This is a genomic window from Massilia litorea (genome assembly GCF_015101885.1).
Classification (GTDB): domain Bacteria; phylum Pseudomonadota; class Gammaproteobacteria; order Burkholderiales; family Burkholderiaceae_D; genus Telluria; species Telluria litorea.
Window position 1 is genome coordinate 2,186,882 of sequence record NZ_CP062941.1, and the last position, 13,520, is coordinate 2,200,401.

At 64.9% G+C, this 13,520-nt stretch carries 11 protein-coding genes; 6 read left to right on the plus strand and 5 right to left on the minus strand.

Translation table 11 applies throughout. The annotated features are described in order from the left end of the window. Positions 1-132: 132 nt before the first annotated feature. The 6 genes from LPB04_RS09740 to LPB04_RS09765 are packed head-to-tail and all read left to right on the plus strand — an operon-like array spanning position 133 to position 7,718. Positions 133-1,848 carry an NAD(P)H-dependent oxidoreductase subunit E gene (locus LPB04_RS09740; RefSeq protein WP_193688478.1) on the plus strand — a complete coding sequence of 572 codons (1,716 nt, stop codon included), beginning with the start codon at positions 133-135 and terminating at the stop codon, positions 1,846-1,848. Then, complete coding sequence (gene fdhF / locus LPB04_RS09745) at positions 1,845-4,646, plus strand: formate dehydrogenase subunit alpha (RefSeq protein ID WP_193688479.1); 2,802 nt, start codon at positions 1,845-1,847, stop codon at positions 4,644-4,646. Before LPB04_RS09740 ends, fdhF begins: the two co-directional genes overlap by 4 nt. Next, positions 4,643-5,530, plus strand: a complete 888-nt coding sequence (locus LPB04_RS09750; protein WP_193688480.1) for a formate dehydrogenase accessory sulfurtransferase FdhD — start codon at positions 4,643-4,645, stop codon at positions 5,528-5,530. The genes fdhF and LPB04_RS09750 overlap by 4 nt, the downstream gene beginning before the upstream one ends. A gap of 7 nt (positions 5,531-5,537) precedes the next feature. Continuing rightward, positions 5,538-6,245 carry an ABC transporter permease gene (locus LPB04_RS09755; RefSeq protein ID WP_193688481.1) on the plus strand — a complete coding sequence of 236 codons (708 nt, stop codon included), beginning with the start codon at positions 5,538-5,540 and terminating at the stop codon, positions 6,243-6,245. Then, positions 6,242-6,925: an ABC transporter ATP-binding protein gene (locus tag LPB04_RS09760; RefSeq protein WP_193688482.1), complete on the plus strand. Its 684-nt coding sequence runs from the start codon at positions 6,242-6,244 to the stop codon at positions 6,923-6,925. The genes LPB04_RS09755 and LPB04_RS09760 overlap by 4 nt, the downstream gene beginning before the upstream one ends. Continuing rightward, positions 6,912-7,718, plus strand: a complete 807-nt coding sequence (locus tag LPB04_RS09765) for an extracellular solute-binding protein (protein ID WP_193688483.1) — start codon at positions 6,912-6,914, stop codon at positions 7,716-7,718. The genes LPB04_RS09760 and LPB04_RS09765 overlap by 14 nt, the downstream gene beginning before the upstream one ends. A gap of 61 nt (positions 7,719-7,779) precedes the next feature. On the opposite strand, the gene pepA is transcribed toward LPB04_RS09765, so the two are convergent. From pepA to rng, 5 genes are all read right to left on the minus strand, one after another. Then, positions 7,780-8,655: a flocculation-associated PEP-CTERM protein PepA gene (pepA, locus tag LPB04_RS09770; RefSeq protein WP_193688484.1), complete on the minus strand. Its 876-nt coding sequence runs from the start codon at positions 8,653-8,655 to the stop codon at positions 7,780-7,782. 302 nt (positions 8,656-8,957) lie between these two features. Further along, entirely contained in the window at positions 8,958-10,421 is a 1,464-nt protein-coding gene (locus LPB04_RS09775) for an ATPase domain-containing protein (protein ID WP_193688485.1), read from the minus strand. 11 nt (positions 10,422-10,432) lie between these two features. Continuing rightward, entirely contained in the window at positions 10,433-10,762 is a 330-nt protein-coding gene (locus LPB04_RS09780; RefSeq protein ID WP_193688486.1) for a hypothetical protein, read from the minus strand. Between the two features lie 157 nt (positions 10,763-10,919). Continuing rightward, positions 10,920-11,810 carry a sensor histidine kinase gene (locus LPB04_RS09785; protein WP_193688487.1) on the minus strand — a complete coding sequence of 297 codons (891 nt, stop codon included), beginning with the start codon at positions 11,808-11,810 and terminating at the stop codon, positions 10,920-10,922. 229 nt (positions 11,811-12,039) lie between these two features. Then, positions 12,040-13,503: a ribonuclease G gene (gene rng, locus LPB04_RS09790; protein WP_193688488.1), complete on the minus strand. Its 1,464-nt coding sequence runs from the start codon at positions 13,501-13,503 to the stop codon at positions 12,040-12,042. Between the last annotated feature and the right edge of the window lie 17 nt (positions 13,504-13,520).

Below are 13,520 nucleotides of genomic sequence, written 5' to 3' on the forward strand. Positions count from 1 at the left end.
CGTGGGCTCGGGAGCCCACCCTACGGTGCACAACAGTTCGTAGGGTGGAGTCCTGACTCCACGCGGTGCACCGTTCGCAACACCGCGGCATCAACGACCAACCAACGTAATATCGAACAACTGGGACGAATCATGAACCACCCCATCATCCCGATCGCCGTCGCCAACGCCGGCGCCAGCCGCCAGCGCAAACGCGAAGCCCCGAAAGGCCGCCGCGTCGACCCGCAGGCCCTCGCCGAAGTCCAGGCCCTGCTCGGCGGCGCGTCAACCCAGCGCGACCTCCTGATCGAGCACCTGCACAAGATCCAGGACCATTTCGGCTGCCTGTCGAGCGCCCACATGGCCGCGCTCGCGCAAGAAATGCGCCTGGCGCAGACCGAGGTCTACGAGGTCGCCACCTTCTACCACCACTTCGACGTGGTCAAGGAAGGCGAAGCCGCCCCGGCGGCACTGACGGTGCGCGTCTGCGCCGGCCTCTCGTGCGAGATGGCGGGCGCCCGCGAACTGCTGGACAAACTCCCGGCGCTGCTCGGCCGCGAGGTGCGCCTGCTCGAAGCGCCCTGCATCGGCCGCTGCGAACAGGCGCCGGCGGCGGTGGTGGGGCAGCATGCGGTCCCGCATGCGACGGCCGAGAAGGTGGCCGCGAAAGCAGCCGCCGGAGTGACGCCTGACGAGATCCCGGGCCATGCCGACTATGCGACTTACCGCCGCGCCGGCGGCTACCAGCTGCTGCGCGACTGCGTCGCAGGCCTGCGCGACGTCGAACAGGTGATCGGCACGCTGGAAGCCTCCGGCCTGCGCGGCCTGGGCGGCGCCGGTTTCCCACTGGGCCGCAAATGGCGCATCGTGCGTGCCGAGGCCGGCCCGCGCCTGATGGCGATTAACATCGACGAAGGCGAGCCGGGCACCTTCAAAGACCGCGTCTACCTCGAGCGTGACCCGCACCGCTTCCTGGAAGGCGCCCTGATCGCCGCCTGGGCGGTCGGCATCGAGGCCATCTACATTTATTTGCGCGACGAATACCACGGCTGCCGCGCCATGCTGGAAGCCGAGCTCGAAAAACTGCGTCTTGATCCGCCGGTGCAGGGCATGCCGCCGATTCACCTGCGGCGCGGCGCGGGAGCGTACATCTGCGGCGAAGAGTCGGCCATGATCGAATCGATCGAGGGCAAGCGCGGCATGCCGAGATTGCGTCCGCCCTATGTGGCGCAGGTCGGCCTGTTCGGCCGTCCTACGCTGGAACACAATTTCGAGTCCCTGCACTGGGTGCGCGAGATCCTGGAACGCGGCGGCGACTGGTTCGCCAGTTTCGGCCGCAACGGCCGGCGCGGGCTGCGTTCGTTCTCGGTCTCGGGCCGCGTCAAGGAGCCGGGCGTCAAACTCGCCCCGGCCGGCATCACGATCACGGAACTGATCAATGAATACTGCGGCGGCATGCAGGACGGGCACAGTTTCTATGCCTACCTGCCGGGTGGCGCCTCGGGCGGCATCCTGCCGGCCAGCATGGGCGACATCCCGCTCGACTTCGATACGCTGCAGCCCTACGGCTGCTTCATCGGCTCGGCCGCCGTCGTGGTGCTGTCGGATCGCGACAGCGCCAGCGCCGCCGCCCGCAACACGCTCGCCTTCTTCAAGGACGAGTCCTGCGGCCAGTGCACGCCCTGCCGCAACGGCACCGCCAAGGCGCTCGACATCATCAACAAGCCGGTCTGGGACGTGCCGCTGCTGGGCGAACTGTCGCAGGTGATGCGCGACGCGTCGATCTGCGGCCTCGGCCAGGCCGCGCCGAATCCCTTCGACTGCGTCATCAAGTACTTCCCGCACGAGCTGGAGGCAGTGAAATCATGAATGCGATTATCCGTACCGTTTCGTTCGAACTCAATGGCCGTGTCGTCGAGGCGCTGCCGCACGAGACCCTGATCGAGGTCGCAGGCCGCGAGGGCATCGAGATCCCGCGCCTGTGCTACAAGGAAGGCCTGGAGGCCGTCGGCAACTGCCGCTCCTGCATGGTCGAGATCGACGGCGAGCGCGTTCTCGCGCCATCCTGCTGCCGCCACCCGAGCCAGGGCATGAAGGTCAGCACCGACAGCACGCGTGCCGTGTCCGCGCAAAAGATGGTGCTCGAGCTGCTGCTGGCCGACATGCCGGAAGCCGAGTACACGCGCAAGAACGAAGTCGACCTCTGGGCCGAAAAACTCGGCGTCGGCAAGCCGCGCTTCGTTTCCACCCGCCGCCAGCCCCAGATCGATGCGACCCACGCCGCGATCACGGTCAACCTCGATGCCTGCATCCAGTGCACCCGCTGCGTGCGCGCCTGCCGCGACGAGCAGGTCAATGACGTCATCGGCCTGGCATTCCGCGGCGAGAACGCGAAGATCGTGTTCGACCAGGACGACCCGATGGGCGCCTCCACCTGCGTGGCCTGCGGCGAATGCGTGCAGGCCTGCCCGACCGGCGCCCTGATGCCGGCGCGCGAGGTGGCGCTGAACATCCCGGACAAACAGGTCGACTCGGTCTGCCCGTATTGCGGCGTCGGCTGCCAGCTGACCTATAACATCAAGGACAACAAGATCCTGTACGTGGAAGGCCGCAACGGCCCGGCCAACCTGGGACGCCTGTGCGTCAAGGGCCGCTACGGCTTCGACTACGCGCACCATCCGCACCGCCTGACGAAACCGCTGATCCGCCGTGAAGGCATGCCGAAGAACGGCGAGTTCACGATGGACCCGGACCGCGTACTGGACGTCTTCCGCGAAGCGACCTGGGAAGAAGCGCTGGCGCTGGCCGGCGGCAAGCTGGCCGCCATCCGCGACACGCATGGCGGCAATGCGCTGGCCGGCTTCGGCTCGGCCAAGGGCAGCAACGAAGAGGCCTACCTGTTCCAGAAGCTGGTGCGCACCGGCTTCGGCACCAACAACGTCGACCACTGCACGCGCCTGTGCCACGCTTCCTCGGTCTCGGCCCTGCTGGAAGGGATCGGCTCGGGCGCCGTCTCGAACCCGGTGATGGACGTGACACGCGCCGAGGTCATCCTCATCATCGGCGCCAACCCGACCGTGAATCACCCGGTGGCCGCCACCTGGATCAAGAATGCCGTGCGTACGGGCGCGAAACTCATCGTGCTCGATCCGCGCCGCTCGGAACTGGCGCGCCACGCGCACCGCTACCTGCAGTTCAAGCCCGACATGGATGTGGCGCTGCTGAACGCCATGATGCACGTGATCGTGACCGAAAAACTGGTCGACGCCGACTTCATCGCCAGCCGCACGGTCGGCTACGCCGACCTCGAAGCGAACGTTGCCGACTACAGCCCGGAAGCGATGGCCCCGATCTGCGGCATCGACGCCGAGACCATCCGCTACGTGGCGCGCCTGTACGCCACCTCGAAGGGATCGATGATCCTGTGGGGCATGGGCGTCTCGCAGCACGTGCACGGCACGGACAATGCGCGCTGCCTGATTGCCCTTGCCCTGATGACCGGCCAGATCGGCCGTCCCGGCACCGGCCTGCACCCATTGCGCGGCCAGAACAACGTGCAGGGTGCGTCGGATGCCGGCCTGATCCCGATGATGCTGCCGGACTACCAGCGCGTCGACAACCCGGCCGCGCGCGAGAAGTTCGAGAAGGCCTGGGGCGCAACCCTCGATCCGAAGCCCGGTCTCACCGTGGTCGAGATCATGGATGCGATCGACCATGGCCAGATCCGCGGCATGTACATCATGGGCGAAAATCCGGCGATGTCCGACCCGGACGCGAACCACGCGCGCGCCGCGCTGGCCGCCCTGGAACACCTGGTGGTGCAGGACATCTTCCTGACCGAGACCGCCTACCTCGCCGACGTGATCCTGCCGGCCTCCGCCTTCCCGGAAAAAACCGGCACGTTCACCAATACCGACCGCCTGGTCCAGCTGGGCCGGCAGGCGATCGACCCGCCCGGTGACGCGAAGCAGGACCTGTGGATCATCCAGCAGATCGCGAACCGCCTCGGCCTGCCGTGGAACTACGGCCATGTGTCGGAAGTCTTCGACGAGATGCGCCACACGATGGCCAGCATCGGCGGCATCACCTGGGAGCGCCTGGAGAAGAATGGCGCCGTCGTCTACCCGTGCATGAACGAGGGCGACGTCGGTCAGCCGGTGGTGTTCACCGACCAGTTCCCGCGCGAGGGAGGCAAGGCGCGCTTCGTGCCGGCCGATATCATCCCGGCCGACGAGCGTCCCGATCTTGAATACCCGATGGTGCTGATCACGGGCCGCCAGCTCGAGCACTGGCATACCGGCAGCATGACCCGCCGTGCCACCGTGCTCGACGCGATCGAGCCCGATCCGGTGGCCCTGGTGCACCCGCTCGACCTGGAACGCCTTGGCATCGCACCGGGCGCGCCGATCACGATCGCCTCGCGCCGTGGCGAAGTGGTGCTGTATGCGCGCGCCGACGACAGCTCGCCGGTAGGGGCGATCTTCGTCCCGTTCTGCTACTACGAGGCGGCGATCAACCGGCTGACGAATGCCGCGCTCGACCCCTACGGGAAGATCCCGGAGTTCAAGTATTGCGCAATTAAAGTCACGCCGGGCGGGGAGGTCGCACACCAGAGCAGCTACGGTGGCGGCCAAATCCTGGCCGGCATGGCACAATTGGCAACATGAACTGTCCCGACCTGCCACCGTCTTTACCAAATGCGCGCCCGATCCTCTCCGATGCACGCGCCCACCTTACCCACGAGGTGAGCGTGCTCGACGAGCGAGGCCGCGCATCGACGATCTCGATTCCGGCCGAGCGCCCGCTGACGGTGTACGTCGACAAGCGCGAGCTGGTTACCCTGATGACTCTCGGGGGCGCGCCCGAAGCCCTGACCCTGGGCTACCTGCGCAACCAGCGCCTGGTGCGCTCGATCGAGGACGTGGTGTCGGTGCAGGTCGACTGGTCGGTCGATGCGGTGGCGGTCGTTACCCGCAACGGCATCGCCGACGTCGAAGAGCGCACGGCGAAGAAGGTCGTCACCACCGGCTGCGGCCAGGGGTCGGTCTTCGGCGGGCTGATGGATGAAGTCGACAAGATCGCGCTGCCTGTTGAGGCGAGATTGAAACAGTCGGTGGTCTACCGCATCGTCGAGACCATCCGCACCCAGCAATCGATCTATAAACAGGCGGGCTCGGTGCACGGCTGCGCGCTGTTCTCGAACACGGGCGAGCTGCTGTATTTCGTCGAGGATGTGGGCCGCCACAACGCCGTCGATGCGATCGCGGGACTGATGTGGCTGGAGGGAATGCGCGGCGAAGATAAAGTGTTTTATACGACGGGCCGCCTGACCTCGGAAATGGTGATCAAGGGTGCCCAGATGGGCATTCCCTTCCTGCTGTCGCGCTCGGGCACCACGCAGATGGGGCATATGGTGGCGGAGAAGGTCGGCATGTCGCTGCTGGCGCGCTGCACCGGCAAGCATTTCCTGCTGCTGGCCGGGCAGGAGCGGCTCGTCTTTGAGCCCGAACTGCTCGAGCTTCCCCCCGCCGCACGGCCGGCCGCAGTGTAGCCCATCCATGCCGTTGTTCGACGCCACGGCGCACGCCTTCGCGCTGCTGTTTTCCGGCGACGCGGCCCTGTGGCGCATCATCTGGGTCTCCCTCAAAACCAGCGTCATCGGCCTGCTGCTGGCCACGCCGCCCGCGGTGCTGCTCGGTTACGCGATCGCGATGCACCGCTTCCCGGGCCGCCGCATCGCGATCTGGCTGGCGCAATGCGCCTTGTCCCTGCCGACGGTCCTGATTGGCCTGCTGCTGTATTTGCTGCTGTCGCGCCGCGGTCCGCTCGGGCCGCTGGAATGGCTGTTCTCGCAGTCGGGCATCATTCTCGGCCAGTTCGTGGTCGGCCTGCCGGTGCTGCTGGCCTTTACGCTGGCGGCGGTGCAGGCGCTCGACGCCCGCTATGCCGAGACCGCACGGGCGCTGGGCGCCTCGCGCTGGCGGGTCATGGCCACCGTGCTGCACGAAGCGCGCTACGGCGTGATGGCGGCCGTGATCAGCGGCTTCGGACGCGTCATCTCGGAAGTCGGCTGCGCCCTGATGGTGGGCGGGAACATCGAAGGCGAGACGCGCACCATCACGACCGCGATCGCGCTCGAGACCAGCAAGGGTGACTTCGCGCAGGGGATCGCGCTGGGCATCGTGCTGGTGGCGCTGGCGCTGCTGATGAACGGGGCCCTGATGCTGCTGCAGGGCGAAGCGCATACGGCGGGAGGAAGAACATGAGTGCGCTCATGACCGTGCGCGGCCTGAAAAAGCGCCATGGCGAACGCCTGCTGTTCGACATCGACGAGCTGACCCTGGAGACGGCCAGCGCCTATGTACTGACCGGCGCCAACGGCGTCGGCAAAAGCACGCTGCTGCGCGTGCTGGCCGGGCTCGACACCGCGCAGGTCGCGAGTGCCGCCTTCGAGGGCACACCCGTCGCGCTGCACCCGTACCCGGCGGCGCTGCGCCGGGCCATCGTCTACGTGCACCAGCATCCGATCATGTTCTCGACCAGCGTCGCCGACAACATCGGCTACGGCCTGGCGGCGCGCGGCGAACCGAAGGCGCGCATTGCGCAGCGCGTGGAAGATGCGATGGCCTGGGCGGGCGTAAGCTACCTGCAGGGCACCGACCCGGCGCGCCTGTCCGGCGGCGAGAAGCAGCGCGTGGCGCTGGCGCGGGCGCGCGTGCTGCAACCGCGCCTGCTGCTGCTCGACGAGCCCACCGCGAACCTCGACGGCGCGGCGCGCGAACAGGTGATCGCGCTGATCCCGACCCTGATGGAACAGGGCACGACCGTGGTCATGGCCTGCCATGACCGCGACCTGATCGGACTGCCCGGCGTACGCCGCCTGAAACTGCGCGACGGGCATCTCGAATACCGCACCAACAAAGGAGAAACCGATGAAACGCCGTAACCTGCTCGCCGTCCTGCTGTGCGCCGGCCTTGCTTCGCCCTTCGCCATGGCGCAGAACGTGCTGCGCCTGTCGACCACCACCAGCACCGAGAACTCGGGCCTGCTGGCGTATTTGCTGCCGGCCTTCGAAGCGAAGACCGGCATCAAGGTCAACGTGATCTCGGTCGGCACCGGCAAGGCGCTCGAGCTGGGCAAGAACGGCGACGTCGACGTGACCCTGGTGCACGCGCGGGCGCTGGAAGACAAGTTCGTGCTCGATGGCTGGGGCGTCGACCGCCGCGACGTGATGTACAACGATTTTATCGTCGTCGGTCCCGAGTCCGATCCGGCCGGGGTGAAGGGCAACAAGGACGTGATCGCCGCCTTCAACAAGATCGCGGCCAGCGGGGTGAAGTTCATCTCGCGCGGCGACAATTCCGGCACCGACGTGATGGAGAAGGGCTACTGGCAGGCGGCCGGCACCAGGCCGGCGGGCGCGCGCTATGTGTCGGCCGGCCTGGGCATGGGCGAGGTGCTCAACATGGCCGCCGAAATGCGCGCCTACACGCTGACCGACCGCGCCACTTATGGCGCCTACAAAGCCAGGACCGGCCTCGCCATCCTGGTCGAAGGCGACAAGCGCATGTTCAATCCCTACGGCATCATCGCCGTCAATCCGGCGAAGCACCCGGGGGTGAACTACAAGGGCGCGAAGCAGCTGATCGAGTGGATCACCTCGAACGAAGGGCAGGCGCGCATCGCCGCGTTCAAGCCGGCCGGCGAGCAGCTGTTTTTTCCGACCGCGATCCGCTGAGCGGTAGCTGCGGGAACGAAAAAAGCGGCCGAGGCCGCTTTTTTTATGTGCGCTTCGCCGCTTACTTCTGCAGGGTCTTGCGCTTGCGTGCCGTCGCGCCGGCGGCCAGCAGGGCGATGCCGAACAGGGCGATGGAGCCCGGTTCCGGCACTTCGTTCAGCTCGGCCAGCTTGAACTGGCCATTCGAGCTGATGAAGAAATACTCGCCCGGACGGTTGCGGTAGGTGGTACCGGTCGTGCAGCCCGGGCCGGTGAAGCCGGCGAACTGGCAGCCCACTTCGCTCACCAGGCGGCGGGTCGGCGAGCCGACCGTATTCGCATTGGTGAAGGCGAACGACAGGATCGACTCGGTCGACAGGTCGCGGCCGTTCTTGTTGAAGAAGTAGCCGGCGTCGAGCATGCCCGGTGCCGCCTGCGCGAACACGCTGACCTGGCCGTTCGTCGTCGGGCTGCCATTGGAATCAACCAGGCCGCCGCCGCCGGCCAGCACGTTGAACTCGGCGATCATCTCGCCCAGGTTCGCGCCATAGTAACCGCTGGTGCCGGCGTACTGGTTGTTGACGGGGTTCTGGTACATGCGGATGGTGCCGCCGCCGAAGCTGAAGGCGCCGCCGAACACGCCGTTGCCGGTCGCTTCGAAGGTGGCCGTGATATTGCCGCCGGGGTAATTCAGCGGGAACAGCCGGCCGTTGCTGTCCGCCTGAATGCTGTTGAAGACGGCCGTTTCCTTGAACGAGAAGGAATTGCCGCCAGTACGGGTCAACTGGATGAAAGCGTTGCCGTTGATGTCCAGGTATTCATTGATTACCTGGCCACCAGCAAAGCCGCCACCTGTCGGATTGAAGACCCAATTGTTCAGGACCGGACTCGCGATTGCGGCACCGGTCGTACCGAGCGCGAAGGCTGCGGCACAAATAAATGTTTTAACAAAGGGCATGTTACTCTTTCGACAAAATGTCATGAGACGGATGGACTTGAAGTAAAGCAATCCTCATGCCTAAAAAAATTTTTCTTTAGAATCAATTTACTAGCGGTATGAAATTTCACTTTCGTACATACGTGTAAAGTATTCCGACAAAGCGCATTTCTATTGGGAATTCATTATTATCAATATGCCTTGCCGGACCATCATTGCCTCGTTACGAGATGAAACTTTCGGTTGTGATTTAACAAAAAAACGCCAGCACAAGGCTGGCGTCGTCGTTTGTCGGGCGGCCTGTGCAGGCACGCGCTTGTTGCCTATGAATGCCTGGCGTGCGGACTACCCAGCAATACCCCGTCGAACGGTGCCGGTCCCTGGCCGATCCGGACTTCTCCGTCGTCGGTGATCTCGAAGGTACGGATCTGCCGGCTGTGCTTGCGACCGCGTACCTTGATGACCGAAATCACTGTGGACAGTTCGGACTGCGATTCGACATAGCGTTGCATGATCACCGCGTCGACCAGCACCGCGTTACCGTAAGGGCTGAAGCGCAGTTCCTGGTAGCGGTCTTCCATTTCGCTCGTCATCAGGACGGTGACGCCTTTCGCGCCCAGCACGGTGGCCATGCGGTACAGCGATTCGCGGAAGTCCTCGCGGTATTCCGGTGCCATCGCCAGCTCGAAGCCGGAGAGGGAATCGAGCACTACGCGGGTGGCGCCCGTGGCATCGATCATGCCGCTGAGTTCGTGCAGCATCTCGTCGACCGACAGGTCGAGCGCGCGCACGCTCATCATGGCTACCTGGCCGGAACGCACGATGGCGTCGAGCTTCTCGTTCATGATCTGGCTCGGACTGCGCTCGAACAGGGCGATCACGCCCTTTTCGCCCGCGGCTGCGCCGGCGGCCAGGAATTCGGTGGACAGCAGGGTCTTGCCCGAACCGGTAGGGCCGACGAGCAGGACCGAATAGCCGGCCGGGATGCCGCCGCCGAACATCTCGTCAAGCGCCGGCACACCGCTCGAGAGCAGGCCCACCGGTTCCTTCAGGGGCGGGACGGCGCCGATCGGCTCCGGTGCCGGCAGGATCCGCGGGAAGATCTCGATGCCGGCGTCCCCGATGCGAAACGCGTGCAGGCCGGGGCGCTGCTGTTGCCCGCGCATCTTGATGACCTGAAGCTTGCGCGACATGGCGTTGCGGTGCACGTACTGGTTCAGCCAGATCAGGCCGTCGGCCACCGTGAAGATCGGGTTCTGGTCGGCCTCGTTGGTCGTGTATTCGCCGATCAGGAAGCTGGTCGCGTTCCAGGTCGTCATGTGGGCGACGAGGCGCTGCACGAAGGTCTGCAGCGCGGCCACTTCCTGCTGGTCGCCGCGCGCGCCCTGCATGAAGGAGCGGAAGGAATCGATGAATACCAGGCTGGGGGAGTGCATCCGCACTTCCTCCAGGATCTGCGCCAGCACGGCATCGTAATTGCCTTCCTCGACCTGGGCCGCGAGGCTGATGAAGTTGACCGCGTCGCCGACCTTGTCGAAGTCGAAGAAGGAAAACTGCTGCTGGTAGCGCAGCATTTTGACGGGCGGCTCGCCCATGGCGGTGAAGAACAGGGCCCGACGCTGGGGTGTGGCCAGGCCGAACATGATTTGCTGGGCAAAGGTGGTCTTGCCGCTGCCGGGGGCGCCGCCGATGATATTGAACGACAATTCGGGCAGGCCACCGCCGAGGATGGTATCGAGTCCGGGAACGCCCGTCGCCAGCGGGCGCAGGTCAAGTTTGTCGGTCATGCCGCATACTCCTAAGTATTCTTGTTGGATTCATCATGTGGGAATGTCGCCTGCAGGAAGCGTGTGACCAGCCCCGCGCCGATCAGCTCGTTCAAGCCGGTCGTATAGGTCGCCAGCAAGGCAGTGTTCGCAGCGACGATCTCTTCAGGCGTGCGGTTGTCGAGGCAGCGTTCGAACTCTTCGAACAGCGGCCGCAGTGCGCCCGAGACGGCTTGGGGCAGCCATGGGAAAGTGTTTTCGTGCGCGGCCAGGCTGCGCGCGAACAGCAGCTCCGTGCTGAGTGGCCCGATCAAGGGGCCGAACTTCTTGAACAACGCACGCCATACCACGATTGCATCCATGGCCGTACCCGGACCGCCCCCTGGCGCCAGGCGGCCTGTCATTGTTGCGAACAGCTCGGTCGGTATGGGCATGACGTTCAGTCAACAGCAACATGGCCCGTCGACGATGAATTCGCCACGTCCCGGCCGGGTGAATGGATGTGTTTAGGACATCATTCTATCCGATTGCAGGAGGGCCGGAAGAATCTGCGGAGGCGGTCGCGATCGGAATGTCCAGCACCACCTCGGTACCGTGCGCGCGCGCTCCCTTCACGATGAGTTTGCCACCATGGCGGGCCACGCGCTCATGCAGGTCGAGCAGGCCGAAGCTGTTTGCCTTGCGCGGCGCGGCGGGATCGAAGCCGATGCCGTTGTCGACGATGCTCATCTCCAGCCTGTCGTCGTGCGCCTCCAGGCGCACATTCACCCGGCTCGCCAGCGAATGGCGAAACACGTTGTTCAGGCACTCCTGCAGCGCCCGGTAAAGGGTCACGATTTCTTCTTCGCCGATGGAGAGGTCGTCGATGCCGGGATTGCCGCTCAGCTCGCAGGCAATACCGCTGGCGCGGGTAAACTTGCGCAATTCCATCTCGACCGTGGCCAGCAGCCCCAGTTCCAGGCCCGAGGGACGCAGTTCGCCCAGCAACTGCTTGACCGAGCGCAGCGTGACGTCGACGTTGTCGAGTGCGGCGCCGATGCGGTCGCGCAGGCGGTAGTGCCGGCTGGTGGTTTCCTGGTGCATCATGACGATGTCCATGCGTAGCGCCAGCAGGTTCTGGCCCAGCGTATCGTGCAGCTCGCGCGAAATGCGTTTGCGTTCGTCTTCGCGCGTGGCGAGCTGGTGTGCAAGCAGGTCGTGCAGTTTCTTTTCGGACGCGCGCAAGGCTGCTTCGGCCCGTTCGCAGGCGAAGATTTTTTCCACCAGCGCCTGATTGACCAGCATCTGGTCCTGCGTCAGGCGCAGCATCGCGGCCTCGTGTTCGGCGCCGATGTCCTCGCCTTCTTCACGCTGGTTTGTCTGAGGCTGGCCACGCGCCTCGCTCCTGCGGCCGGATGGTTGTGTAAGCATATTACGCCAGTCAATTTGCCACGAAGAACGCTGTGACCACACAGCTACCTCTTTCAACGCTAGGGAATTTCAGGCGGCGAGTCAAGTTAACAAGATGTAAAGCTAACAAAAAAAGCAGAACAAACACGGGACGCCAGTGACACCGCAACTGTGACAGACATTTTGAGCCCTCGGCCGCCGAATGGTTCGCCATCGATCGCATCGAAGAGGCGCATGCCGTGGCGACCGCTTACATCAGGATAACGTCGTACTGTTCCTGGTGATAGCCCTTCTCGACCTGCAGCGAAATCTTCTTGCCGATGAAGTCGCCCAGCATGGCCAGGTGCTGCGATTCCTCCTCGAGGAACAAATCGACCACTTCCTGGGAAGCGAGGATACGGAATTCGCGCGGGTTGAACTGCTTGGCTTCGCGCAGCAGTTCACGCAGGATCTCATAGCAGATCGTGCGCGAGGTCTTGACCTGACCCTTGCCGGCGCAGGCGGGGCAAGGCTCGCACAGGATGTGGGCCAGCGACTCGCGGGTACGTTTCCTCGTCATCTCGACCAGGCCGAGCGCCGAGAAGCCGCTCACCGAGACCTTGGTCCGGTCGCGCGCCAGCGTTTTCTTCAGCTCGGCGAGCACCTGGTTGCGGTGCTCGGTGTTCTCCATGTCGATGAAGTCGAGGATGATGATGCCGCCCAGGTTGCGCAGGCGCAGCTGGCGCGCAATGGCATGCGCCGCTTCCAGGTTGGTTTTGAAAATGGTATCCGCGAAATTGCGGCCGCCGACATAGCCGCCGGTGTTGACGTCGATCGTCGTCATCGCCTCGGTCTGGTCGACGATCAGGTAGCCGCCGGACTTCAGGTCGACACGGCGCCCCAGCGCGCGCAGGATCTCTTCCTCGACCCCGTACAGGTCGAACAGCGGGCGCTCGCCCGTGTAGTGCTGCAGTCTCGCCAGCACGCTCGGCGTATACACCTTGGCGAACTCGACCAGCATGGCGTGGTTCTCGCGCGAATCGACCTGGATCGTCGCCGTCTCGTCGTGCACGAAGTCGCGCAGCACGCGCTGGGCCAGGTTCAAATCCTGGTACAGCAGGCTCGTCGCGGGACGGGTACGGGCGCCGTTCTGGATCGCGGCCCAGGTTTTGCGCAGGTAGTCGATGTCGGCGGCCAAGTCCGTATCGGACGCTTCCTCGGCCTGGGTGCGCACGATGTAGCCGCCTTTTTCCTCGGCCGGCAGCAGGCCCGCCATGCGCGTGCGCAGCAGTTCGCGGTCCGCTTCCTTCTCGATCTTCTGCGAGATGCCGATGTGGTTGTCCTGCGGCAGGTAGACCAGCATGCGCCCGGCGATCGAGATCTGGGTCGACAGGCGCGCGCCCTTGGTGCCGATCGGGTCCTTGATCACCTGCACGGTCAGCACCTGGCCGTCGAACAGCAGCTTTTCGATGGGGGTGGGAGGCGTGCTCGAATTATCGTGCGGGCGCGCTTCCCAGATGTCGGCGACGTGCAGGAAAGCGGCGCGTTCCAGGCCGATGTCGATGAAGGCGGATTGCATCCCCGGCAGCACGCGCACCACCTTGCCCGAATAGACGTTGCCGGCCAGGCCGCGCGTGAGCGTGCGTTCGATGTGCAACTCCTGCACCGCGCCCTGCAGGACCAGCGCCACGCGCGTTTCCTGCGGAGTGATATTGATGAGGATGTCTTCGTTCATGGCACGCTGCGCACAGG

Excerpts from the sequence above, each read along its gene's own strand:
- fdhF (WP_193688479.1), top strand. The coding sequence starts at position 1,845 with ATGAATGCGATTATCCGTACCGTTTCGTTCGAACTCAATGGCCGTGTC.
- LPB04_RS09765 (WP_193688483.1), top strand. The coding sequence starts at position 6,912 with ATGAAACGCCGTAACCTGCTCGCCGTCCTGCTGTGCGCCGGCCTTGCT.
- LPB04_RS09780 (WP_193688486.1), bottom strand. The coding sequence starts at position 10,762 with ATGGATGCAATCGTGGTATGGCGTGCGTTGTTCAAGAAGTTCGGCCCC.
- LPB04_RS09760 (WP_193688482.1), top strand. The coding sequence starts at position 6,242 with ATGAGTGCGCTCATGACCGTGCGCGGCCTGAAAAAGCGCCATGGCGAA.
- LPB04_RS09750 (WP_193688480.1), top strand. The coding sequence starts at position 4,643 with ATGAACTGTCCCGACCTGCCACCGTCTTTACCAAATGCGCGCCCGATC.
- LPB04_RS09755 (WP_193688481.1), top strand. The coding sequence starts at position 5,538 with ATGCCGTTGTTCGACGCCACGGCGCACGCCTTCGCGCTGCTGTTTTCC.
- LPB04_RS09785 (WP_193688487.1), bottom strand. The coding sequence starts at position 11,810 with ATGCTTACACAACCATCCGGCCGCAGGAGCGAGGCGCGTGGCCAGCCT.
- LPB04_RS09740 (WP_193688478.1), top strand. The coding sequence starts at position 133 with ATGAACCACCCCATCATCCCGATCGCCGTCGCCAACGCCGGCGCCAGC.
- rng (WP_193688488.1), bottom strand. The coding sequence starts at position 13,503 with ATGAACGAAGACATCCTCATCAATATCACTCCGCAGGAAACGCGCGTG.
- LPB04_RS09775 (WP_193688485.1), bottom strand. The coding sequence starts at position 10,421 with ATGACCGACAAACTTGACCTGCGCCCGCTGGCGACGGGCGTTCCCGGA.
- pepA (WP_193688484.1), bottom strand. The coding sequence starts at position 8,655 with ATGCCCTTTGTTAAAACATTTATTTGTGCCGCAGCCTTCGCGCTCGGT.